The following is a 23,873-nucleotide window of genomic DNA, read 5'->3' as shown; positions in this document are numbered from 1 at the left end:
ATGCGCCGACTACATCCCCATATACGCCCGTCGTACCTCGTCGTTCGCCGCGAGCTCCCCTGCCGGCGCATGCGCGACCACCGCACCGTCTTCGAGCACGTAGCCGTAGTCCGCGATGCCGAGCGCGATCTCCGCGTTCTGCTCGACCAGCAGCACGTCGACACCGGCGCGGCTGACTTCGCGCACCACGCGCGCAATGTGGTCGACGACGGCGGGCGCAAGGCCGATCGTCGGCTCGTCCAGCAGCAGCAGCTTCGGCTCGGCCATCAGGGCGCGCGCGACTGCCACCATTTGCTGTTGTCCGCCGCTCAACGAGCCCGCCGGTTTGTCGAGCTTCGCTTTCAGATCCGGTAGCAGCGCGAGGCAGCGCTCCATGCTATGCGCGATGCCGGCGCTATCGCGGCGGCTGTAGGCGCCGAGTTCGAGGTTCTCGCGCACGGTCATCGGACCGAACAGGCGGCGCCCTTCCGGCACCATCGCGAGACCGTGGGCGACCAGCGCGTTCGGCGGCAGTCCACCGACCGCGTGGCCGAACAACCGGACCGCGTCGCGCGCCGAGGACAACAGCCCGCTTACGCATTTCAGCAGCGTGGATTTGCCGGCACCGTTCGCGCCGATCAGCGTGACGACCTGCCCGCGCATCACGCGCAGGCTCACGCCGCGCAGCGCGGGCACGACGCCGTACGCCGCGTCCAGATCGGTCACCTCGAGGGTGGGCGTTTCAGTCGACATTCACATTCCCCAGGTAGGCGGCGAGCACTTGCGGGTTCTCACGGATTTCCGCCGGCGTGCCGGTGGCCAGCAACTGGCCGTGATGCAGCACGTAGAGCCGCTCGCACGTCCGCATCACCGCCTTCATGTTGTGCTCGACGAGCAGGATCGATGTATCGAAACGATCGCGGATAGCACGGAACGTCGCGAGCACCGACGCCACCTCGGTCTGGTTCAGGCCCGTCAGCGGTTCGTCGAGGCACAGCAGACGGGGCCGCGGCGCAAACGCGATCGCAATGCTCACCAGCCGCTGCAGCCCGTGCGGCAGGTTGCCGGCCGTCTCGCCGAGCACGTGCTGCACTCCCACCAGCTCGGCCGTCTCCCGCACGCGCCGGGCGCGCTCGTGGCGGCTTCCTCCGCGCATGCCGCCGATCGCGCCGATCAGGATGTTGTCCTCGACGGTCATCGTGCGCATCATGCTGCCGTGCTGGAAAGTCCGCACGAGCCCATGCCGGCTGATCGTCTCCGCGGACGAGCCCGTCACGTCGTGACCGTCGATCTGCAGCCGCCCGCTGCTCGGCGCGAGAAAACCGCTGAGCAGGTTGAACGTCGTGCTCTTGCCCGCGCCGTTCGGGCCGATCAGGCCAACGATCTCGCGCTCCCGGATTTCGAGGCTCAGGTCCGATACGGCGAGCAAGCCGCCGAACCGTCGTGACAGCCCTTGCGCGCGCAGCCGGACCGATGGCGTGTCCATCGTGCTCATTGCATTTCTCCCGCCGGCGACGGCATCGCGGCTTTCGCGCGCGCGGTGCGGCGGCGCGCGAACCATCCTGTCACGCCGTCGGGCATGAACAGCACGCCGAACACGATCGCCGCGCCGTAGAAGATCTGCTCGCCGCCGCCGAAGCGCTGCGCGACGCTCGCCAGCAGCACCAGCAGCACCGCGCCGACCACCGGTCCGAGCGTGTGACGCTCGCCGCCGACCTTCAGATAGGCGAGCGCGAACGTCGACAGCATGAAACTGAAGTCGAGCGGGCTGATCACGTTGTTGGAAAACGCCTGCAGCGCGCCGGCGATGCCGGTGACGAACGACGCGATGCAGAAGCACAGCACCTTCATCGCGTGCACGGGAATACCGACCGAACGCACGACGCTGTCGTTGTCGCGAATCGCGACGAACACGCGCCCGAGGTGGGAGTGTTCGATCCGTGCGAGCAGCAGGATCAGCGCGCCCGCCACCGCGACCACGAAGGTCGGGAAGTAGTCGCCGAGCATCGCGGGCGGAAAGATGCCCACCATCCCCGAATTGCCGCCCAGCCATTCGGAACGCGTGTACAGAATGCGCAGCGCCTCGGTAAACGCGAAGCCGATCAGCAGGAAATACGGGCCCTTGACGCGCAGCGTCACGTAGCCGAACGCGGCGCTGACCACCAGCGCGACGAGCCCGCTCGCGAGCAACGACAGACCGAACGGCAGTTGCCAGAGAGTCGTCGCGGCGCCGCTCGCGTACGCGCCCAGGCCGAAGAACGCGGCGACGGCGAAATTGAGTTCGCCGATCAGCAACACGAAGCGCAGGGTGCTTGCCAGCACCGCCGCGACGGCGATCCAGATCACGAGGTTCCCCGCGTAACCCGATCCCGCGGCGACGCTCAGCAAGGCGGCTAGCGCGACGGCCAGCAGTCCGCGGCGAAAGAAACGTTCATTCATGACCGAGCAACCCCTTTGGTCGAACCAGCAGCACCGCCATCACGAGGACGAAGATCGCGAGGCTCGCGACGGACGGATCGAAATAAAAGCCGACGAAGCTCTCGACGAACGCGATGAACAGACCGCCGAGAATCGCGCCGGGCACACTGCCCATGCCGCCGATGACCACCGCGATGAAACCCTTGACCAGATAGGCGTCGCCGAGTGTCGGCGAAACCGCGGCCACCGGTGCGATCAGCGCGCCCGCGACCGCGCCGATCGCCGTGGCCGCGACGAAGCCGGCAAAGCCGATGCGCCGGTACGAAATGCCTTGCAGCATCGCGGCCTGATGATCGATCGACACCGCCCGCAACGCCTTGCCGAAGCGCGTGCCGCCGAGCGCCAGCGTCAGCAGCAGCGTGAGCGCCGCGGCCACGCCGCACAGCACGAGGCGCTGCGCGGCCACGCTGATGCCGAACACGTCGATGTTGCCGTCGACGAGCGGCGGCACCGGGCGCACGATGCCGCCGAACAGCTTCGTGAATATGCCTTCGATCATCAGCACGAGCCCGGCTGACAGAATGAACGAGCCCGTCATATCGCGCTCGACACGCTTGAAGCCCACTTCGTAGACGAGCGCGCCCAATGCCGACGCGACGATCACGCCGCACAGGCAGGCGAGCGTATACGCGAGCCACACGGGCGAGCCGCGGTGCGAGAACCACGGCACGGCGACCGAGACGATCAGCGCCGACAGCGTGAAGAACTGGCCATGCGCGAAATTGACGATGCGCAGCACACCGAAGATCAACGTCAGACCGAGCGCGAAGAGGATGTAAACCGCGCCGATCTGCAGCGCGGTGAAGGTGAGCTGGAGAAACGTCTGCATAAAACCGCCTGCCTTGAAGGGGTGCGTGCCGGGGTGCGTGCCGCCGCGATCAACGCTGCTCGCCGGACGCGATGCGCGCGACTTCCACGAGCTTGCCGTCCTTGAGCTGGGTGACGATCACGGGCAGCAGCATCTGCTGCGACGTGCCGTACACCGCCTTGCCGCCGAATCCCGACTTGTTGCCGTAGAACGACGTGAACGTCACGTTGCTCATCACCTTCGCGACATCGGCCGGCGCGGTGCTCTGCGCCATCTCCATCGCCGCCTTCAGTGCATAGACCGCGTCGTAGATGCCGATCTGCACCGCATTGATCGAATCGCCCGTCGCCTTGCGCACGCCATCGTCGAGCGCGTGCTGATGCGCGGTCACCGACGGTCCGTCGAGGCTCACCGCCGCACCGAGATATACGCCCTGCACTGCGTTGCCGCCGGTTGCAATCAGCCCGCTCGCGCCGGTGCCCACCTCGACGATCTTCACGCCGTTCCAGCCGAGGCCCGCCAGCTCCTTGAACACGAGACCGGCATCGGCGGGCGGCGTCGAACACAGATCGATGCCGTCCGGCTTGAGCGCGCTCAGCTTCGCCGCGACCGGCTGGAACTCGCTGCTGCCCCGCTCGTACCAGTCGCTCGACACCACCTTGACACCGGCGGCCTCCCACGCCTCGCGCGCGGTCTTCTCGGTTTCCTGACCCGTGGCATCGTTCGGGTTGAGCAACGCGACGGTCTTGATCGGATGCGCTTTTGCAATAAAGCCGGTCAGTGGCCGCGCGATCTCGAGGGTGGTGTTCATCTGCGTGAACGTCAGCGGGTAGTGCGTCCCCTTGATGCTCGCGCCCCACGCGGTGGTGAACAACAGCACGCCCTTGCGCTCGGTCAGCGACTGCAGCGCGCGAACCGGCGCGGTGCCGATGCTGCCGGCGATGAACTTCACGTCGTCCTTGTTGACCAGCGCCTGCGCGACCTTCGCCCCTTCCGCCGCGTTGTACTTGTTGTCGTAGGTCACGCATTCGAAGTTGACCACCTGCCCCTTGACCCGCACGCCGCCCGCTTGCGCGATTTCCGACGCTGCCTTGCGGCACAGCCACTCCGCGCCGACGCCCCAGGGCGCACCCGATCCGGACAGCGGTACCGACAACCCCAGCTTGATGGTTTCATTCGCCATCGACACGCAAACATGCGCGGAACAGGCGATGACGAGCGATGTACGAAACAGGTGGCGAATCGTTGGGTGCAACATGGTGGGTCTCCTTGTCGTGTCGACCGGAGTTAGCGCTTTAGCGCTTACTCCGGTCCCATGAAAGATGTTGTTGTGAAACCAGGTATGTTTGTGGAGTGCATTAGATTCGCCATGCGAAGGAAGAGCAACGCAAGCGTTGCAACGGTTCCGTACATCGAAAGGCGACCCTTCTGTCCATCCGACCAATAGGGGGAATCCCGACGGCCGGATCTGTCAGGACGAGCCAACGCCGGGCAGCCCGGTCGGACACCGGGCACCCTCATCGACGATCGATCGCCTCCGGACCTACGAAATCGAAAATCCGCCATCGATCGGGAAGATCTGCCCGGTCGTCGTCTTCGATTCGTCGGATGCCAGATAAAGCGCCGTCAGCGCCACTTCGTTCGGGTCGATCAGACCCAGTAGCTGACGCTCACCGGTTTTGTTGAGCACGTCGGGCTGCGTCTTGAGAAGCCCGGCGACGCGCGCGGTCACCGTCACGGCAGGCGCAACCGCGTTCACGCGAATGCGATGCGCCGCATATTCGACGGCCATCGAACGCGTGATCGCCGAGATGCCGCCTTTCGCGGCCGTATACGCGTCCTTGCCGCGGGTGCCGACCAGTGCGAACACCGAACTGCTGTTGATGACCGAGCCGCCGCCCGTCTTCATCATCGCCGCGATGCCGTACTTGCAGGTGACCCAGGTGCCGAACAGATCGAGTTTGACGGCCCGCCAGAATTCGTCGACCGGGCAATCCGTCACCTGCGCGTCGACCGAGGTCGATCCGCCCGCGTTGTTGTACAGCACGTCGATGCGCCCGGCGAATTCGAGCGCCGCCGCGATCGACTCGCGCACGCTGTCCTCGCTCGTGACGTCGGTTCGCACGAAGGTCGCGGCGCCGCCCGCCGCGCGAATCGCGTCGACCGTCGCCTGGCCGCTCCGCGCATCGAATTCGGCGACGACGACCGTCGCGCCCTCGCGTGCGAACAGCTCCGCCGCCGCACGTCCGATTCCCGCCCCCGCCCCCGTGATACAGGCGACCTTGCCCGCCAGACGTCCCTTGATGTCGCTCATGCTGCGTCTCCAATCGTTTCGTTGCGTGATTCGTTCTCGCGATCGCTGCCGCGTGTCAGTACGAAGCCCGTATAGCCGGCCGCCGCGACGTCGTCACATTTTTTGCGGTAGGTGCCGTGACCGCCCAGATAGGGCAGGAATACCTGCGGCTTGCCCGGAACGTTCGCGCCGACATACCAGGAGTTCGCCTTCAGATAAAGCGTCTTCGCGACGACGTCCTGGACGTGCTGCATCCAGCTCTCTTCCGCCTGCGGCTGCGCGTCGATGCGCTCGACGCCCGCTTCGCGCAGATCGGCCATGCAACGGGCGATCCAGTCGACGTGCTGCTCGATGCTCATCGACATGTTCGCGAGCGGTCCCGGACTGCCCGGCCCCGTGACGGTGAACAGGTTCGGAAAACCGCTCGTCATCAGGCCGAGGTAGGTTTTCGCGCCGCTCGACCACTTGTCGGTCAGCGGGCGGCCGTTCACGCCGCGCACGTCGATATGGGTGAGCGCGCCGGTCAGCGCGTCGTAGCCGGTCGCGTAGATCAGCACGTCCAGTTCGTGCAGGCCGTCGCTCGTCACGATGCCCTCGGGCACCACGCGCTCGATCGGCGTCTGCTTCAGGTCGACCAGCGTCACGTCGTCGCGGTTGTACACGCTGTAGTACGTGTCGCCGAGGCACGGACGCTTCGTGCCGAACGGAAAGCCGCGCGGCAGGAGCTTGCTGGCCACCGCCGGGTCCTTCACCGTCTCGCGGATCTTGCCGCGAATGAATTCGGCGACCGTTTCGTTCGCCGCCTCGTTCGACAGAATGTCGCCGTAGCACATGCGAAAGCCGAGCAACTGGCTGTTCTCCCACGCGTTTTCGTATTTTTTCAGGCGTTCTTCCGGGGTCGCGTCGAGCGCCGACTCCACCGGGAACGGCACCGCGACGCCGAAGCGCGTGAGACGGCTGACCGCGCGCCGCTCCGCGTAGGTCGCGCGCACGCGTGCGCGCATCTCCGGCGTCAGCGGATGATTCTTCGCCGGCACCACATAGACGGCCGTGCGCTGAAATACCGTCAGGTGCCGGCACTTGCCGGCCAGCGCCTGAATCACCTGAATGCCCGACGAACCGGTGCCGATCACGCCGACGCGCTGGTTGCTGAAATCGACCTCATGATGCGGCCAGCGGCCCGTGTGATGACTTTCCCCCGCGAACGTATCGATGCCCGGAATTTCGGGCGGCTTCGGCACCGACAGCACGCCTGTCGCGGGCACGAAGAAACGCGCGTTCGTGACCTTGCCGTCCGATGTCGTCACGCTCCAGATGTTCCGCTGTTCATCGAACACCGCCGATTCGACGCGCGTATTGAAGCGCACATGCCGGCGCAGGTCGAAACGATCGGCGACGTGATTCAGATACCGCATCAGTTCCGCGGAAGTCGGATAGCGTTCCGGCCAGTCCCATTCGTCCTGGAGTTCCGGAGAAAACGAGTACGAGTAATCCCAGCACTCGAGATCCACGCGCGCGCCCGGATAACGATTCCAGTACCAGGTTCCGCCGATGCCATCGCCCGATTCGAATGCCTGAATCCGGAAACCCTCGTCGGTAAGCCGCTTGATCGCATACAGTCCGCCGAAGCCGGCACCGACGACCACGGCGTCCAGCACGTCCAGGGGTTGGTTCATGGGGTTGTCTCCTGAGAAATGAATTGCTCTTCGCAGGAACCTATTGAATGACCTCGCGCCACTTCGCATCAATTGCGACGGCGAGGCTTTCCCGTACATTGAAATCGATTCGGCACCGGTCACGCCGATAGCGGACTTGCGTTTGCCCCGCCCGGCATCGCGATGCGTCGCCTCGCGCGGCCGCGATCAATTTCAAAGTACGGTAGACACGCGCCGCGCGCGTTGACGCGCTACCTGCCCGCTCGGCATCGTGGATGCCATCGAACGAAAGGAGTGCGATGCCGTGTCTGCCGCAATGCAACGCCTGATCGACAAGGACCTGATTCGCGACGTCATGCTGCGTTACGCGCGCGGCGTCGACCGCCGCGACTGGGAGCTCGTCCGCGCCGCGTTCTTCGAGGATGGCCGCGACGAGCACGCGGACTTCAACGGCACGCGAGACGATTTCATCGCGTGGGTCAGAGAACGGCACGATGCGCCGAGCCTGCTGAAATCGACGCACTTTCTCGGCAACTGCCTCGTGGAATTCGCGTCCGACAGCGTCGCCGCGGTCGAGACGTATTTCATCGCGCGGCTGGAACTCGCGCCGCAGGCCAGCGAACACCGCGCGATGCTGGACGCGAAGCATGCCGACAGCACACGCAACAGCCGGGTCGAGGTGTTCGGCCGCTATGTCGACCGCTTCGAGAAACGCCACGACGAATGGCGGATCGCGCAGCGCCGCACCGTGTTCGATGCGATCCAGTCACAGCTCGTCGATGCCAGCGACAACGCGCTCAATCCGGCATGGACACTCGGCCGCCGCGATCAGCACGATCCGCTGTTCGCGGTGCGGGCGGAAACCGGCCTGAGCTGACGCGCCGGACGCGGGACTGAGCAGGAGGAGCCATGAAATTGCGCAGAAACGCGCTCGTCGTAGGCGGCGCCGGCGGGATCGGCGCGGCATGCTGTGCCGCGCTTGCATCGGACTGGAACCCGATCGTCGTCGACCGGGACGGACAGGCCGCCGAACGCGTGGCCGCCGAAACGGGCGGCCGCGCCTATCAGCTCGACGTCGGCGACGCCGAGCGGATTCAGTCGTGCATCGACACCGTCGAGCGCGAATGCGGCGATATCGACGGGCTCGTTTTCGCAGCCGGCGTGATCCCGCCGGCACAGGGGCCGTCGCAGGTCGACCTGCCGGTCTGGGACCACATTCTGGACATCAACGCACGCGGCGCTTATGCGGTCTGCCGCTCGGTCGGGCTGCGGATGGCATCGCGCGGACGCGGCAGCATCGTGATGCTGTCGTCGCTGGCCGGCATGATGCCGACACCCCATCTCGCCTATGGCCCGTCGAAAGCCGCGCTGATCAATCTGGCAGGCGCGCTCGCCGTCTACCTGGGCCGCCAGGGCGTGCGCGTGAACGCGGTCTCGCCGGGGCCGGTGCGCACACCCGTGATCGAGGCCAGCTATGCGCGCGGCGAACGCGATCCCGCCGTCATGGCGCGGCAGACCGCGCTCGGTCGCGTGATCACGCCGGGCGAACTGGCCGGACCGATCGCCTTCCTGCTGTCCGATGCGGCCGCCGCGATTACCGGCACCAACATCGTCGTCGATGCGGGTGCGACCGCGACGCTCGGCTGGAATCTGTTCGGCGGTGTCGACGCCGTGCTGGCCGGGTTGCCGTCATGAGCCTCGACTTCGAAACCCGCGCGTTCATGGACAAACTCGCCGCGGCGGCATCGAAGCCGCGTCATCTGATGACGCCGGACGAAGCGCGCGCCGCGTTCGCACGGATCGGCACGATCCTGTCCGCCGGCGCCGACGTGCGCTCTACCGTTGCGCTCGAGATTCCCGTCGACGGCGGCACGCTCCGCGCGCGCCTGTTCGTGCCGGATGACCACCCGCAAGCGCTGCTCGTGTATTTCCACGGCGGCGGCTGGGTGGTCGGCGGCGTCGACGAATTCTCGCCGCTTGGCCGCGAAATCGCCGCCGGCGCGAGTGTCGCGGTTGCGCTCGTCGAATACCGGAAAGCGCCGGAACATCCGTTCCCGGGTCCCGTCTACGACGCATGGCAGGCCGCGCAGTGGCTCGCCGCGCACCGGGCCGCGCTGCTCGGCGCCGACCTGCCGTTGTTCGTCGGCGGCGACAGCGCGGGCGCCAACCTCGCGATCGCGGTGACCCTGCTCGCCCGTCGCGAGCAAACGGTATCGTTCGCCGGCCAGTTGCTCGTCTATCCGGTGACCGATTGCGTATTCGACCGACCTTCGTACGTCGCGCCCGACAATCAGCTTCTGACCACCCGCGACACGATGATCTGGTACTGGACTCATTACGCGCCGGCCGACGCGGCCCGGCAGTCGAGTCTCGCGTCGCCGCTGCGGGAGCCCGATCTCCGCGGCTTGCCGGAGGCGATCGTCGTGACCGCCGAGCACGACGTGCTGCGCGACGAGGGTGAAGCGTACGCGCGACGCCTCGAACAGGCCGGCGTGCCGGTTCATCATCTGCGTGCGCAGGGGCAGATGCATGGCTTCCTGATGATGATCGGCGTGCTGCCCGGCAGCCGCGACGGCCTCGGCTTCGTCTGCGAACGGCTTCGCAGCCTCGCCGCGCGTGCCTCGCGCTGACGCGCCGCCGCCACGCGCCCCCGCCGCCGCACGTCGGGCACACCCCAGCATGCCGGCCGGCGCGGTGGTAGTACGATTGGACATGTAAAGCGCAATGCACTGGACCCAACGCGGTCCGACATTAAAAGAACGGACGGAGACATGCATGCAACCCGGTAGATCGTTGCCGACCCACGTCGATGCGAGGTCCGGCAACGGCCCGCATGGCGTCGACACCGCGTGGCCCAAACTGCCGCGCGGCGAGCGCGCGGCAAGCGACACGACGGTGACGCCACTCGTGCGCGGGCTGTCGATTCTGTCGGTGTTCGCCCCGGACAAGGCCGCGCTCGGCAATCTGGAAATCGCGCGGGCGACCGGCATTCCCGCGCCGACCGTGCTGCGCCTGCTGAAGTCGCTGGTCGCGCTCGGCTACCTGCATCAGGACAAGACAAGCCGGAAGTATTCGCTGGCCGCCGCTTCGCTGGCGCTCGGCTATGCGGCCATCGCCGATCCCGATCTTCAGCGGCTCGCCGGCATCGAAATGCGCAAACTCGCCGAAGCGACCGATACCTATGTGCTGCTCGGCACGCGCGAGCGGCTCGACATCCTCATTCTGGATACCCGGATCGGCAGCCGCGCGGTGCTCGATCTGCGGCTGCGGCCCGGCATGCGGATGCACATCGCGTATTCGTTGATGGGCTGGGCGCTGCTCGCCGTGCTCCCGGAAGCGGAACGAAGCTATCTGCTGGGCGAGCTCGAGCGGCATCCCGACGACAACTGGCCAATCATCGGACGCCGTATGCACGAAAAAATCGCCCAGGTGCGCGAGCTGGGTTTCGGTATGCTTCACGGCGACTGGGAGCCGGAACTCGCGTGCGTCGCCGCGCCCGTGCCGCTTCCCGATCGGCCGCCGCTGGTACTCGGCTGCGTCGGCCGCACGGGCCGCCTCGCGCAGGCCCGGCTCGAACGCGAACTGGGACCACGACTCGTCGCGATCGCGCAGACGCTGCGCGCACGCGTGCCGATACCTGTCTGAACGCGCCCGATCACGATGACGAATTCGCCGAAACCTTCCGCGGCCGCGATGTCCGAGTCCACTCAGGTCACGTTGACGCTCGATCGCGGGCTTCAGATACTGCGCGCCTTTCGCGCCGAACGCGCGCCGCTGACCAACGGCGAGCTGGCCAAACGCACCGGCATGTCCAAGTCGGCCGTTTCCCGCCTGACGTCGACGCTGATTCAGCTCGGCTATATCCGCCGCGTCGCGGGCGGCACGCGCTTCGAACTGGCGACGGGCGTGTTCGGCATCGGACATACGTACCTGGAAACCAATCCCGTCACGCGGCTGGCGCATCCGTTGATGCAGCGGCTCGCCGACCTGCTCGACGTTTCCGTCGCGCTCGCCGCGCCCAACGGGCTCGACATGCTGTATATCGCGCATCGCACGAGTTCGCGAATCGCGACGCTGCGGCTCGGGGTCGGCTCATTGCTTCCGATGGGTCTGACGGCGATCGGCCGCGCGTGGCTGTGGGGGCTGCCGGAGCCTGAACGGCAGCGCTATGTCACCCGTTTGCTGGAAGCCGCCGGTCCCCAGCACGAAGCGATACGCAGCGGGATCGACAACGCGTTCGAGGATCTCCGCGCGAACGGCGTTTGCATGTCGTTCGGCGAGTTCCAGCGCAATGCCTTCGGGATCGCGCTGCCGGTCAGGGTCGGCAGCCTGGCCACGCCGATGTCGCTGAGCTGCGGCGCAATTCAATTCCAGCCCGATATCGATGCGGTCAGGCAGCACATCGTGCCGGCACTCAGGCAGGCCGCGCTCGATCTCGAGATCCTGCTGCGCGACGTGAGCTACGAACCGTGAGCGCGTGCGCGCCGTTGACCCCGTCATTTTCAAAGTACGAAAGAGCCAGCCGGTTTCAATTGCTGGACGTTCTCCGCATATCTTTCAATTGAGGCTGTGGCGAAGCAGGCCGGCAATGACAACGGCCCTTGTCGCTATCGAAGGAAATCCATCGATTTCCCGGGCGCGCCTCGATACGCGCGCTTCAACCCGCTTTCCGAGGAGACTGCCGTGACAGAAAAATCAGCGCTGAAGGCCGAGTTCGAACGGCTGCATGGATACTGGAGCAACGTGTACGAGCAGGCGCTGGAAGAAGACCCGGTGTTCTTCAGCGATTTCCTCGTCATGGCTCGCGCGGCGCTCGACGCGGGCCACCTCGAGCCGAAGCTGTGCGATCTCGTGATGATTGCCGCCAGTGCGAGCGTGACCCATCTGAACTCCGACGCGGTTGCGCTGCACATCGAGGGCGCGTTACGTCACGGCGCCACCCGCCAGGAGATCGCGGAGACCTTGCAGATCGCCTCGGTGCTCGGCATTCACGCTTATATGGTCGGCGTGCCCGTGCTGTTCGACGAACTCGAGGCAAACGGCCAGCCGGTCGATTCGATATTCCCGCGCGACGACGAATTCGAGAAGGTCAAGGCGGAATTCACTGCCCGCCGCGGCTACTGGAATGAACAACTGGAGACAATGGTACGCAGTTCACCGGCGTTCTTCGACGGCTATACCGCGTTCTCGTCTACCCCGTGGCGCGAGGGGACATTGGCGCCCGTTATCAAGGAACTGCTGTACGTGGCGATCGACGTGTCGACCACCCACCTGTTCGAGCCCGGCGTGCGCATTCATACCCGTAATGCGTTGCGATACGGTGCGACGCCCGCACAAGTGCTTCAGGTCATGCAGATCGTCAGTTGCCTCGGCATGCAGAGCTTCCTGCTCGGCGTTCCGCACCTGCGGCGGTCCGCCGCGTAGCGCGCGGAGATCGCGTGTCACCATGCACCGTGCGCCAGCAAAGCCGGTTCATATGGTCATCTCATCGCTGTGCGTCACGAATCCAGCCGGCGGTCCGCAGCAGTGCCTCCCGCGCGGTGGCGCACGCGGATCCCATCCGGAAGAAGCCGTGAATCAGTCCGTCATAACGCCATAGCGTGGTTTCCACGCCGGCATCCGACAGCCGGCGTGCGTAGGCTTCACCCTCGTCGCGCAGCGGATCGTACCCGGCCGTGACGACCAGCGCCAGTGGCAAGCCCGCCAATGAAGGGGCGCGCAGCGGACACGCGTGCGGATTGGTGGCGTCGTTCCCGCTTGCGAGGTAGTCGTCCCAGAAGCGGATCATCGCCGCGCGCGTCAACGAGTAGCCGGACTGGTTGTCGAGATAGGAGCGCGTCGGCGGAGTGTGGTAGTCGGTCACCGGATAAACGAGCACCTGTGCCCGCAACGCGGGACCGCCCTCGTCACGGATGCGCAAAGCCGTCACCGTGGCGAGATTGCCGCCGGCACTGTCACCCGCCACGACGATACGCGACGGATCGACCGACAGTTCGTCCGCGTTCCGTTCGATCCAGCGCACCGCGGCAAGGCAGTCGTCGACCGCGGCCGGGAACCGATGCTCGGGCGCCAGCCGGTAGTCGATTGCGATCACGGCGGCACCGCTCGCGACGCACAGGTCGCGGCAGACGTGATCGTGAGTGTCGAGGTTGCCGATCACAAAGCCGCCGCCGTGGAAAAACACGGTGACACCCCGGCTCCGCGCATCGCGAGGCCGGTACAGACGCGCGGCCAGCGTTCGATCGGCCAGCACGATAGACAGGTCGACAGACTCCGCCACCGCCGCGCGCTGCTCGAGCGGCGGATACGCGAGACTCGCGCGCAGCGCGTCGACGGAAAGGCTCTCCATCGGCGGCGCCGATTCGAGCGACTTCAGGATCGCCGCGATTTCAGGATCGATTGGCATCGTACGTTACTCGACAGTGGTCGCAACATTGGCAATGACGAAGCCGCGATAGTCGTTCTGAACGACCTCGTCGCAAATCGCCCGGTAGCGATGATACCCACCCACGTATGGCATGAACACGCGTGGCTTGCCGGGCACGTTCGCGCCGGTGTACCACGACTCGGCCAGCGGATAGAGCGTCGCGTCGGCAACCTCGTTGACGTGCTCGACCCAGCGCGTCTCCGCGTCCGGATCCGGCTCGATCAACCGGTTTCCGCGCGCTTCGAGCATGGCAATGCAATCGGCGATCCAGTTCAGATGCTGCTCGATCGCGCACACCATATTCGCCTTCACGGACGGACTGCCGGGCCCGGTCACGATGAACATATTCGGGAACCCGGCTGTCATCAGGCCGAGATAGGTGCGCGGTCCATGAAGCCATTTCTGCTTCAGCGGAAGTTCGTCGCGACCGCGGATGTCGATATCCGCGAGCGCGCCGGTGATGGCATCGAAACCGGTCGCGAACACGATGTCGTCGAGCGCGTACACGCCGGACGTGGTCTTCACGCCCGTCTCCGTGATCTCGACGATCGGCGCCGATTTCGCGTCCACCAGCGTCACGTTCGGCAGGTTGAAGGTCTCGTAATAGCCCGTGTCGAGGCACAGGCGCCGCGCGCCGATCGGATAATCCTTCGGCACGAGCAGTTCGGCTGTCGCGGGATCCTTCACCGTCGCGCGGATCTTGTTGCGCACGAACTCGGCGGCCGTGTCGTTCGCGGCCCTGTTGGTCAGCAGATCCTTGTAGGCATACAGGAAACTGATGCTGCCGCCGGCCTTCCATTTCTCTTCGAATTTGGCGAGACGATCTTCAGGCGTATCGTCGAGCGCGTTTTTCGTCGGAGCCGGGTGCCCGGCAATGCCGAACGGCGTGTTTTGCGCCTCGGCGCGCCAGAATCCGTAGCGGGTTTTGTGTCGACCGAGCTCGTCGGCGGACAGTGCGCGGTTGCGGGCGGGCAGCGTGAAATTGGCGGTCCGCTGGAAAACGAACAGCTCGCTCGCCTGTTTCGCGATAATCGGGATGACCTGGATCCCCGACGAACCCGTACCGATCACGCCGACCCGACGCCCGCTGAAGTCGACCGGTTCGTCGGGCCAGAGACCCGTGTGATACCAGTTGCCCTTGAAGGTATCGAGACCCTTGAATTCCGGTATGCGCGGCAGCGACAGATTACCGGTCGCCATCACGCAAAAGCGCGCGGTGTATGCCCTTCCATCGGTAGTCGCGATTCGCCAGAGACCGTTCGACTCATCGAATCTGGCGGACTGCACGCGCGTATTCAACTGGATATCGCGGCGAAGGTCGAAGCGGTCGGCGACGTGATTGATGTAGCGCAGAATGTCGCCCTGCGCGGAGAATCGCTCCGGCCAATCCCATTCCTGCTGAAGTTCGTCGGAAAACGAGTACGAGTACTCGACGCTGTCCACATCGCATCGCGCCCCCGGATACCGGTTCCAGAACCACGTGCCGCCGATGCCGCTGCCGGCTTCGAGTACTTGCGCGCGCAAGCCCAGCTTGCGAAACCTGTGCAGCGCATAAAGGCCTGCGAAGCCGGCCCCGACGACGATCACGTCGACATCGGGCGACGCACTCCCGCCGCTGCTTCCAGCTCCGTCAGCAAGGTTCTTCGACACGGTTTCATCAGGGTATTGCATGAGTCGTCTCCATTGTTTCCATCGCGCCTGGCATCTATTGGAGGCCAGCGACCAGCGCGCGGCAACCGGCGGCGATAGCTCATTCCGTGCTTTGAAAGTCGATGCCGCAGACGGCGCCATGCCGGTGCAGTAGAATTCCGCAGTACGGAAAGCCGGGCCTTCCCGAGCGGATCCCGATCGAGACCACATCCGGACGCGCGATTCATCCCACTGGCGCTACCTGACCTATGCAACCCGCACGATCCTTACCACGGCACGCCGGCATCAGGTCCCACAGTGGGCCATATGGAATCGATCTCGCATGGCCCAGGGTGCCGCGCAACTGTCCGGCCGAAAGCGATGTCGTCGTTGCGCCGCTCGCGCGAGGCTTGTCGATTCTTTCGGCCTTCACCCCAGACAAGGCGTCGCTGGGTAATCAGGAGATTGCCGAGGCGACCGGCATTCCCGCCCCGACCGTGTTGCGTCTGCTACGTTCATTGGTGGCGCTCGGCTACCTGCACCGCGACCGGACGAGCAAACTGTACTCACTGGCGTCGGCCGCGCTCGCACTGGGCTATACCGCCATTGCCGACCCCGAGATGCTGCGCATCGCCGGCATCGAATTGCGCGCATTCGCGCAAGCGACGGATACCTATGTACTGCTCGGCACGCGCGACCGGCTCGATGTGATTCTGCTGGAAACGCAGGTCAGCCCCCGCTCGTTGCTGGCGCTGCAGCTGTCGCCCGGCATGCACGTGCCGATTGCCTATTCGATGATGGGATGGGCGCTGCTCGCGGCGCTTCCGGAAGAGGAGCGGCGCTACCTCCAGACTCAGGTTGAACGCCATGCCGGCGATACGTGGCCGCCTGCAATACGCCGTCGAATGAGCCGGAAGATCGCCCAGGTGCATGAACTCGGCTTCTGCATGCTGCATGGCGAATGGGAGCCGGAACTGACCTGCGTCGCCACGCCCGTGACGCTGCCCAACCGCCCTCCGCTGGTGCTGTGCTGCGTCGGCCGTACGGCCCAGGTTGCCCAGGCCAGTGTCGAGCGGGAGCTTGGATCGCGCCTCGTCGCCTGCGCGCACGTGTTGCAGCAACGCCTGCCGGCACACCGCTGACGCCGTCGAGCGTAACCGGGAGTACACGGTTGCGTGGCCTTCAGACAATCGAGCGTCCCGCCAGGTGCCCTTCACGAATCGCGGGTTGAATGTCGCGGGACGACAGCGCATCGCCAACCAGATGAAGCTGGCCCACGCGCCCACGCAATGCCTGCCAGATTTCGTTCTGCGACTGCCGGTAACCCACCAGCACGACGGTATCGGCGGCCACGGTCTCCGCGGTATTCCCGAAGAGCGGTCTGATTTCAGCGCTTCCGTTGCCGATCGAAACCAATGCCGCTTGCGTGACGATGCGCAATCGCCCCGCCTTGTGCATGCGCCGCAGCGCAGCCTGAGTTCGACCCGTGGTTTCGACGGCGGGGGCGAACATCAGGTGACGCGTGACGTAGGTCACCTCGGCCCCGCGCTCGATCAGCGCTTCACAGCAACCGATGGCTTCGTAGTGCCCTACGTCGTCGAAGACCAACGCCGTGGAACCCACCTCCTGCAACGGCGCCATCGCGAGATCGAGCGGTGTCAGCACCCGCGCACCCCGCGAGATCGGCAACCCGGCCGCGGGGTCGGCCGTCTGCCGGAACTCGCGCACATCCGGCGGTTGCGAGCCGGTGGCCACGATGACCGCATCCGGCTGCCCGGCCAGCGCGTCGTCCGCATCCATGTACGTCGACAGGCGCACCTGCGCGCCCAGCCGATACAGCTCGTTCTCCAGCCAGATAGCGATGTCGCCGATGGCGTGCAGCTTCGGCAGGTGCTTCGCGCAGTTGAGCAGACCGCCCAGATCGGACGTGGCCTCGGCGAGCGTCACATGGTGCCCGGCGAGCAAGGCCACGCGGGCGGCCTCCATCCCGGCGACGCCGCCGCCCACCACCAGTACCTTGCGGGGCGTCGCCGCCCGTGCGATGGTCTCGTCCGACAGCGTGCGTTCATAACCGACGGCCGGGTTCACCGCGCAGCCCATGCGGCCGCTGAACGCGCCGCCGAGGCAACCCTGGTTACAGCCGATGCAGGGGCGCACTTCGGTGCCGCGGCCGTCGCGGCTTTTCACGACCAGCATCGGATCGGCGATCATGCCTCGCACGATGTTGACCATGTCGGCCTGTCCGGTTTTCAACGCCTGCTCGGCGTCATCCAGTGTCGCGTAGCGTCCCACGATGATGCGCGGAACGGTAAGCCCCGGCGAAACGCGTTCGACATGAGGCAACTGGTAGCCCACGGGCTGATCCATGCCCGCATAGCGGTCCACATGGAAGTAGTAGTCGCCATGCGTGATGTTCACGAAATCGATCAGGCCCTCCGCCTGGGCTCGCAGCGCAATCGCATTGACGTCGTCGTCGGTGAGAATGCGTGGATCCGAGCTTGCGCCGACGCGCACGCCCAGCGCGAACCCGGACGAGGTAGCCGCGCGAATCGCGCGCAACGTCTCCAGCAGTGCCCGGATGCGGTTCTCGAAACTGCCGCCGTAGGCGTCGGTGCGCTGGTTGAGAACGGGAGAGAAGAACTGTGAGAACAGGTAGCCTGCTCCGGCCAGCACTTCCACGCCGTCCAGCCCCGCGGCTTCCATGCGCGCCGCTGCCTTTGCATACGCATCGATCACCTCTTCGATCTGCTCCGTGGTCATCGGAATGGGCGGCGCCACCGAATAGCGTCCCGGCAACGCCGACACTGCCCACGGAAGACCGCCATCCGCCGCCGGGTCGGTGTACCCGCCATGCCAGAGCTGCGTGAACAGCTTCATGCCGGTGGGCGCGATCGCATCGACCAGCTTGCGCATCGGCGCAATCGCTGCGTCGTCGCTCGCACTCAGCGAAAAGGTCGACGACGGGTGAACCGACGTGCTTTCAAGGATCGACAGACCCGCGCCACCCTTCGCTCGTTCCAGGTGATACGCGATCAGATCGTCGTTGACATATTGGTTGGCGAGGCGTGTCGCGTGCGCGGTGCGCACGATCCGGTTCGGAATCTCCACAGCGCCGATCCGGAGCGGCGAGAAAACATGCTTGTACATGATCAGGCCACCGAGCGCTTCGAGGTGATGCCGCCGTCCACCGTGACGATGGTGCCGCTGGTGTAACCCGAGCGGGGCGACGCCAGATAGACGAACAGGTCGGCCACCTCCTCCACCGTCGCGGCGCGCCCCAGCGGATAGCCGGCCATCAGCTCGGCGGAACGCGCTTCGTCGCCGAGCAGCCGCGCCGCATGGTTTCTGAGCACCTTGGCGATGCGCTCGGTGCCCACCGGACCGGGATTGACGCCCACCACACGAATGCCGTCTTCCAGACTGCGCCCGCCGAGCGCGCATGTGAAGGCCATGAGCGCGGCGTTGCCGGTCGAACCCGCGATGTAGTTGAAATCGAAGTTCTGGCCGCCGTTGCCGATGTTGTTGAGAATCACCCCGCTGCCGCGCTTCTTCATGTGGGTGTAAATCGCGCGCGTGAGATCGATGTAGCCGAACACCTTTAATTCCCACCCCTTTCGCCAGGCCTCTCCGTCGACATCCCAGAGTGTGCCGCCCGGAATCGCGCCGGCGTTGTTCACCAGAATGTCGGCATCTCCCGCGAACGCGACGATCTCCGCGATCGCGCCGGGACCCGTCATGTCCAGCGCCAGCACGTCCACGCGCACGCCATGCGCGGCGCGCAGGCCGGCTGCCAGTGCTTCCAGCTTGTCCGCCGAGCGTGCGGTCAGCGCGAGGTGGCAGCCCTCGGCGGCAAATGCCTTCGCAAGACCTTCGCCGATGCCCTGGGATGCGCCGGTGATCAATACTCGCCGGCCTGCAAGTTTCATGTCCATTGTGGTTCCCGTATTTTTTCTGTCTCAAGTCTCGAAGCAGATCGCGATGCAGCCCTATGCCGTCAGGTCCATTCAACGAGGGACCGTTTTTGCTCAACGGGTTCCGTCGAGCTTCGGCGCGGCGTCGACGCCTCCTTGACTGCCTTCGTCGACGTTTTCCTTTGCGATGCGGATCGCCTGATCGAATTGCGTGCCGGTCGCCACGTGACGATGGTCCACGCTCACCAGCCATCCACGATCGCTCTGGCACCAGCGTATCCGCCGCTCATCCAGCAGCGCGGCGAACCATCGCCATAGCGCCGCGTCTTCCGCGTTGGCGCTGTCACGCGCCGCGGCGCGCGTCAGCGTCATGCTCGATGCAGAACCCTCAGTGTGCTGCTTGCTTTGCATCTGACTTTCCATTCGGCAATTCGCCATCCATCGCAGCGGAAATCTTTGGTGACAGCAGAGTCAACAGTGCGGCTCCATCGGTCCCGACGTCAATATCGCTTGCCCGGTGATTCCGTACTTCGGAAGTCACACGGCACGCATGGCATCGGCCGCGCTTACCGAAGGATGCAGTGCGGACGAAAAGGCCGGACGGGGTCGTTCCAACGTACGGAACATGGCCTGCTCGTGCATTGACGCGTTCATGGGCAGCACACAGGATTGGGTACCGACGCCGCTCGCATAGGCGCGCTGTATTCGTGCAGACCGGCAATCCCGCGTGGAAGGCGTTCACGCATGCGCCGCCGCGGTCAAACATGGAGAGGAAAGAATCGTGTCCGAAACAAGCCAGCAAACATCCGTATACGCGTCGTATTCGAGTCTCGCGTTCGATCGGCCCGCGAAGGGTGTGTTGCGCATCACGCTCAACCGTCCGGAGCGACTGAACGCGCTCGACGCGCGCGGACACGATGAATTGGCCCGCGTGTGGCGGGACGTCGACGAGGATCCGGACGTCGCCGCGGTGATCCTGTGCGGCGCGGGAAAGGTGTTTTCCGCCGGAGGCGACTTCGATATGGTCGAGGAGATGATCGATTCGTTCGACGCGCGCGTGCGCGTGTGGCGCGAATCCAAAGATCTCGTCTACAACATCATCAATTGCTCGAAACCGATCGTGTCCGCGATTCACGGCTCGGCGGTCGGCGCCGGGCTCGTGGCGGCGCTGCTCGCGGATATCTCGGTTGCCGGTCGCAGCGCACGCCTGATCGACGGTCACACGCGCCTCGGCGTCGCGGCGGGCGATCATGCGGCGATCATCTGGCCTCTGCTGTGCGGGATGGCGAAAGCCAAGTATCACCTGATGCTGTGCGAACCCGTGAGCGGCGAGAAGGCCGAGCAGATCGGCCTCGTATCCGTCTCGGTCGACGATGCGGACGTAGAGGCAACGGCATTGTCGATCGCCACGCGGCTCGTGAACGGCGCGCCGTCGGCGACACGCTGGACCAAATATGCACTCAACAACTGGCTGCGCCAGGCCGGCCCGACTTTCGACGCGTCGCTGGCGCTGGAAATGCTCGGTTTCGGCGGAGCCGAGGTGCGCGAAGGCGTGAAGTCGTTCCGCGAAAAGCGTGCGCCCGAATTTCCGGTCGATACGCCGGTATCGCCCACGCCGCGGGCGTGAGCGGATAGCGACGGACGCCGCGGGACCCCACGTCGGTTGAACCGGATCACTCAATGTGACATTTGACTTCGTCTACGCATGAACCACCCAGAAATCGTGATGCCGGGCCACGCGAATCATGCCCCTCGATCCGGCGACTGCCAGGATCTTTGCCGAATCGTTCGTCCGGGCGATACCGTGATGTGGGGCCAGTCGCACGCGGAGCCGGTGACGCTGATGCGCGCGCTGGTTGCCCAGCGGGAGCATCTGAAGCGAATCCGCATCTTTCTCGGTATCGGTCTGGCCGACGTATTGAGCCCCGAGCATACCGACGCATTCGATTTCCTCGCCTACTGCGGCAGCGGATCCAATCGCACGCTCGCGCGCGCGGGCGTGCTCGACATTCTTCCGGTGCACTATTCACAACTGCCGGAGCTGATCAGCAGTGGCCAGTTGCGGATCGACGTCGTGATGCTGCAAGTCTCGCCTCCGGACGAACAAGGCCGATACAGCCTCGGGCTTGCGCGCGAGTATCTGGTCGAAGCGGTGAAGCACGCGCGCGCGATCGTCGCTGAAGTGCATCCCGACGTGCCGTGGACCTACGGCGCGCCGTACCTGCGAACAGCGGATTTCGACCTGCTGGTGGCGTCGGAAGCGTCGCTCCCGAACGCCCCGGCAGCCGAGCCGGGACCGGTGGAACGGATGATCGGACGCAACGTCGCGTCGCTGGTGGAAGACGGCGCGACGCTGCAGACCGGCATCGGCTCGATTCCCGACGCGGTGATGGCGGAACTGCACGGCAAGCGCGATCTTGGCGTGCATACCGGCAGCATCGGAGACGGAATCGCGGCGTTGTGCGAAGCAGGTGTCGTGACGAATGCCCGGAAGACGATCGATACGGGCGTCACCGTTGGCGGGATCATCATGGGCTCCGGACGCGCGCGCCGTTTTGCGCATCGCAATCCTGCCGTCGAACTGCGGGGGACGGAGTACACACATGACCCGTACGTGCTGCGCGGGATCGATCGCTTCGTGGCGATCAATTCGGCGGTGGAGGTGGACCTCACCGGACAGATCAACGCCGAGATGATCGGCGACACCTATGTGGGCGCGGTCGGAGGAGTCGGCGATTTCCTGCGCGCCGCGCAGGCCAGCCGGGGAGGCGTGCCCGTCGTTGCGTTGCCTTCGACCGCCGGCCGGCATAGCCGCATCGTGACGCGCGTGGCGGGACCCGTGACGATACCGCGCAGCGACGCGTGCGTGATCGTCACTGAATACGGGATCGCCGACCTGCGCGGCTTGTCGCTCGCCCAGCGCATTCCGAAGATGATTGCGATTGCGCATCCCGACCATCGTGAACGACTGTCGCGAGAATCTCATGCAGCCGGTTGAGCGAAGGCGATCGAGAGGCGTATGCCGTCGACACCAAGAATTGATGCATCAATCAGGAAATTCCATTTTTTCGCGAATCCAGCAAAACCTGAGCTGGATTCAATCCATGCCAATGACGAGACAAGATTCATGAGCGCTGCCATTTTTTCCGCCCCCGACCAATACCAGCAGATCCGCGACGCGGTACGCGATTTGTGCAATCAGTTTCCGGCCGAATACCACCGCAAGATCGACGAAGCCCGCGGTTATCCCGAGGAATTCGTCGATGCCCTCACCAAAGCGGGCTGGCTGGCCGCGCTGATTCCGCAGGACTACGACGGCCCCGGCCTGTCGATGGCCGAGGCGTCGGTCATCATGGAAGAGATCAACCGCTCCGGCGGCAACTCCGGCGCCTGCCACGGCCAGATGTACGTGATGAACACGATCGTGTTCAGCGGCACCGAAGCGCAGAAGCAACGCTATCTGCCGCGTATCGCGTCGGGTGAACTGCGCGTGCAGTCGATGGGCGTGACCGAGCCCACCACCGGCAGCGACACCACCAGGCTCAAGACCACGGCCGTGAAAAAGGACGGTCGCTGGGTCATCAACGGCCAGAAGGTATGGATCTCGCGAGTCCAGCACAGCGACCTGCTGATCCTGCTCGCGCGCACCACGCCGCTGGAGCAGGTGCAAAAGAAGAGCGACGGTCTGTCGTGCTTCATCGTCGAACTGGACAAGGCCATCGGCAACGGCCTGACGGTGCGCCCCATCCTCAACATGGTCAACCACGAGACCAACGAACTGTTCTTCGACGACCTGGAACTTCCGGAGGACGCACTGCTGGGCACCGAGGGCAAGGGCCTGAAAGTGATCTTCGACGGCCTGAACGCCGAGCGCACGCTGATCGCGGCCGAGTGCATCGGCGACGGTTACTGGTTCCTCGAAAAGGCCCGCGACTACGCGAGCGAACGCAAGGTATTCGGCCGTCCGATCGGGCAGAACCAGGGTATCCAGTTTCCGCTGGCCGAATCGTTCATCGAACTCGAGGCCGCGAATCTGATGCGCTGGCGCGCCTGCGAAAAGATCGACGCTCGCCAGAACGCGGGGGTCGAAGCCAACATGGCCAAGTACCTGGCCGCGAAGGCAAGCTGGGAAGCCGCCAACGCGTGTCTGCAAACGCATGGCGGCTTCGGCTTTGCTTGCGAATACGACGTGGAGCGCAAATTCCGCGAAACGCGTCTGTATCAGGTCGCGCCGATCTCCACCAACATGATCCTGGGACACGTGGCTGAACACGTGCTGCAACTGCCGCGTTCCTACTGACTCTGAAAGGATGGCTTTCCATGAAGATTCTCGTACCCGTGAAGCGCGTCGTGGACGCGAACGTGAAAGTCGGCGTGAAATCCGATCAATCGGGCGTCGACATCGCGAACGTGAAGATGTCGATGAACCCGTTCGATGAAATCGCGGTTGAAGAAGCCGTGCGGTTGAAGGAAGCGGGCGTCGCGACGGAAGTGATCGCCGTGTCGGCAGGTGTGACGCAATGTCAAGAAACGCTGCGCACGGCGCTGGCAATCGGCGCGGATCGCGCGATCCTCGTCGAGTCGGACAACGGCGTCGAGCCGCTCGCCGTCGCGAAGATCCTGAAGGCGCTGGTCGATAAGGAGCAGCCGCAACTGGTACTCCTCGGCAAGCAGGCGATCGACGACGATTCGA

At 65.1% G+C, this 23,873-nt stretch carries 24 protein-coding genes; 11 read left to right on the top strand and 13 right to left on the bottom strand.

The annotated features are described in order from the left end of the window. Positions 1–9 precede the first annotated feature (9 nt). From QM685_RS19340 to QM685_RS19310, 7 genes are all read right to left on the bottom strand, one after another. Positions 10–732 (bottom strand): ABC transporter ATP-binding protein, encoded by a 723-nt coding sequence (locus tag QM685_RS19340; protein ID WP_415118253.1) that lies wholly within the window; start codon positions 730–732, stop codon positions 10–12. After that, positions 722–1,465: an ABC transporter ATP-binding protein gene (locus tag QM685_RS19335; RefSeq protein ID WP_415118626.1), complete on the bottom strand. Its 744-nt coding sequence runs from the start codon at positions 1,463–1,465 to the stop codon at positions 722–724. Before QM685_RS19335 ends, QM685_RS19340 begins: the two co-directional genes overlap by 11 nt. A 5-nt stretch (positions 1,466–1,470) precedes the next feature. After that, complete coding sequence (locus QM685_RS19330) at positions 1,471–2,418, bottom strand: branched-chain amino acid ABC transporter permease (protein WP_415118251.1); 948 nt, start codon at positions 2,416–2,418, stop codon at positions 1,471–1,473. Then, a complete protein-coding gene (locus tag QM685_RS19325; RefSeq protein WP_415118249.1) occupies positions 2,411–3,286 on the bottom strand; it encodes a branched-chain amino acid ABC transporter permease in 876 nt (291 codons plus the stop codon). Before QM685_RS19325 ends, QM685_RS19330 begins: the two co-directional genes overlap by 8 nt. Positions 3,287–3,335: 49 nt before the next feature. Next, positions 3,336–4,523, bottom strand: a complete 1,188-nt coding sequence (locus tag QM685_RS19320) for an ABC transporter substrate-binding protein (RefSeq protein ID WP_415118247.1) — start codon at positions 4,521–4,523, stop codon at positions 3,336–3,338. Between the two features lie 285 nt (positions 4,524–4,808). Then, positions 4,809–5,579 (bottom strand): SDR family NAD(P)-dependent oxidoreductase, encoded by a 771-nt coding sequence (locus QM685_RS19315; protein ID WP_415118245.1) that lies wholly within the window; start codon positions 5,577–5,579, stop codon positions 4,809–4,811. Further along, entirely contained in the window at positions 5,576–7,234 is a 1,659-nt protein-coding gene (locus QM685_RS19310) for a flavin-containing monooxygenase (RefSeq protein ID WP_415118243.1), read from the bottom strand. Before QM685_RS19310 ends, QM685_RS19315 begins: the two co-directional genes overlap by 4 nt. Before the next feature lie 283 nt (positions 7,235–7,517). On the opposite strand from QM685_RS19310, the gene QM685_RS19305 reads away from it, so the two are divergent. From QM685_RS19305 to QM685_RS19280, 6 genes are all read left to right on the top strand, one after another. Continuing rightward, positions 7,518–8,090: a nuclear transport factor 2 family protein gene (locus tag QM685_RS19305; RefSeq protein WP_415118241.1), complete on the top strand. Its 573-nt coding sequence runs from the start codon at positions 7,518–7,520 to the stop codon at positions 8,088–8,090. 32 nt (positions 8,091–8,122) lie between these two features. Beyond that, positions 8,123–8,908, top strand: coding sequence for an SDR family NAD(P)-dependent oxidoreductase (locus QM685_RS19300; RefSeq protein WP_415118239.1), 786 nt, complete (start codon positions 8,123–8,125; stop codon positions 8,906–8,908). Then, positions 8,905–9,843 (top strand): alpha/beta hydrolase, encoded by a 939-nt coding sequence (locus QM685_RS19295; RefSeq protein ID WP_415118237.1) that lies wholly within the window; start codon positions 8,905–8,907, stop codon positions 9,841–9,843. The genes QM685_RS19300 and QM685_RS19295 overlap by 4 nt, the downstream gene beginning before the upstream one ends. A gap of 145 nt (positions 9,844–9,988) precedes the next feature. Next, positions 9,989–10,858 carry an IclR family transcriptional regulator gene (locus QM685_RS19290; RefSeq protein WP_415118235.1) on the top strand — a complete coding sequence of 290 codons (870 nt, stop codon included), beginning with the start codon at positions 9,989–9,991 and terminating at the stop codon, positions 10,856–10,858. 48 nt (positions 10,859–10,906) lie between these two features. Beyond that, positions 10,907–11,686 carry an IclR family transcriptional regulator gene (locus tag QM685_RS19285; RefSeq protein ID WP_415118233.1) on the top strand — a complete coding sequence of 260 codons (780 nt, stop codon included), beginning with the start codon at positions 10,907–10,909 and terminating at the stop codon, positions 11,684–11,686. 210 nt (positions 11,687–11,896) lie between these two features. After that, positions 11,897–12,637, top strand: coding sequence for a carboxymuconolactone decarboxylase family protein (locus QM685_RS19280; protein ID WP_415118231.1), 741 nt, complete (start codon positions 11,897–11,899; stop codon positions 12,635–12,637). A gap of 61 nt (positions 12,638–12,698) precedes the next feature. Here QM685_RS19280 and QM685_RS19275 read toward each other — a convergent pair whose 3' ends face one another. Then, positions 12,699–13,619, bottom strand: coding sequence for an alpha/beta hydrolase (locus QM685_RS19275; protein ID WP_415118229.1), 921 nt, complete (start codon positions 13,617–13,619; stop codon positions 12,699–12,701). Positions 13,620–13,625: 6 nt separating this feature from the next. After that, entirely contained in the window at positions 13,626–15,311 is a 1,686-nt protein-coding gene (locus tag QM685_RS19270) for a flavin-containing monooxygenase (RefSeq protein WP_415118227.1), read from the bottom strand. A gap of 368 nt (positions 15,312–15,679) precedes the next feature. On the opposite strand from QM685_RS19270, the gene QM685_RS19265 reads away from it, so the two are divergent. Continuing rightward, the gene (locus QM685_RS19265; RefSeq protein ID WP_415118225.1) at positions 15,680–16,411 is read left to right on the top strand and encodes an IclR family transcriptional regulator; all 732 of its coding nucleotides are present in this window, start codon (positions 15,680–15,682) and stop codon (positions 16,409–16,411) included. 40 nt (positions 16,412–16,451) lie between these two features. On the opposite strand, the gene QM685_RS19260 is transcribed toward QM685_RS19265, so the two are convergent. The 3 genes from QM685_RS19260 to QM685_RS19250 all read right to left on the bottom strand — a co-directional run bounded on the left by QM685_RS19260 (position 16,452) and on the right by QM685_RS19250 (position 19,591). Further along, the gene (locus tag QM685_RS19260) at positions 16,452–18,416 is read right to left on the bottom strand and encodes an FAD-dependent oxidoreductase (RefSeq protein WP_415118223.1); all 1,965 of its coding nucleotides are present in this window, start codon (positions 18,414–18,416) and stop codon (positions 16,452–16,454) included. 2 nt (positions 18,417–18,418) lie between these two features. Continuing rightward, complete coding sequence (locus tag QM685_RS19255) at positions 18,419–19,201, bottom strand: SDR family oxidoreductase (protein WP_415118221.1); 783 nt, start codon at positions 19,199–19,201, stop codon at positions 18,419–18,421. Positions 19,202–19,294: 93 nt separating this feature from the next. Further along, complete coding sequence (locus QM685_RS19250; RefSeq protein WP_415118219.1) at positions 19,295–19,591, bottom strand: hypothetical protein; 297 nt, start codon at positions 19,589–19,591, stop codon at positions 19,295–19,297. Between the two features lie 370 nt (positions 19,592–19,961). Here QM685_RS19250 and QM685_RS19245 point away from each other — a divergent pair, with 370 nt between their 5' ends. Together QM685_RS19245 and QM685_RS19240 are read left to right on the top strand one after the other, a co-directional pair. Further along, positions 19,962–20,807: an enoyl-CoA hydratase/isomerase family protein gene (locus tag QM685_RS19245; protein ID WP_415118217.1), complete on the top strand. Its 846-nt coding sequence runs from the start codon at positions 19,962–19,964 to the stop codon at positions 20,805–20,807. Between the two features lie 78 nt (positions 20,808–20,885). After that, positions 20,886–22,178: an acetyl-CoA hydrolase/transferase family protein gene (locus tag QM685_RS19240; RefSeq protein WP_415118215.1), complete on the top strand. Its 1,293-nt coding sequence runs from the start codon at positions 20,886–20,888 to the stop codon at positions 22,176–22,178. Here the strand turns inward: QM685_RS19240 and QM685_RS19235 are convergent. Continuing rightward, the gene (locus QM685_RS19235) at positions 22,163–22,309 is read right to left on the bottom strand and encodes a hypothetical protein (RefSeq protein ID WP_415118213.1); all 147 of its coding nucleotides are present in this window, start codon (positions 22,307–22,309) and stop codon (positions 22,163–22,165) included. The genes QM685_RS19240 and QM685_RS19235 overlap by 16 nt on opposite strands. Here QM685_RS19235 and QM685_RS19230 point away from each other — a divergent pair. After that, entirely contained in the window at positions 22,308–23,480 is a 1,173-nt protein-coding gene (locus QM685_RS19230) for an acyl-CoA dehydrogenase family protein (RefSeq protein ID WP_415118211.1), read from the top strand. The genes QM685_RS19235 and QM685_RS19230 overlap by 2 nt on opposite strands. 20 nt (positions 23,481–23,500) lie before the next feature. Further along, positions 23,501–23,873 (top strand): electron transfer flavoprotein subunit beta/FixA family protein (locus tag QM685_RS19225; protein ID WP_415118209.1); only part of this gene is annotated, 373 nt, incomplete at its 3' end.

Source organism: Paraburkholderia sp. (assembly GCF_047605525.1).
Taxonomy (GTDB): domain Bacteria; phylum Pseudomonadota; class Gammaproteobacteria; order Burkholderiales; family Burkholderiaceae; genus Paraburkholderia.
This window is presented reverse-complemented; position numbering and strand designations above follow the sequence as displayed.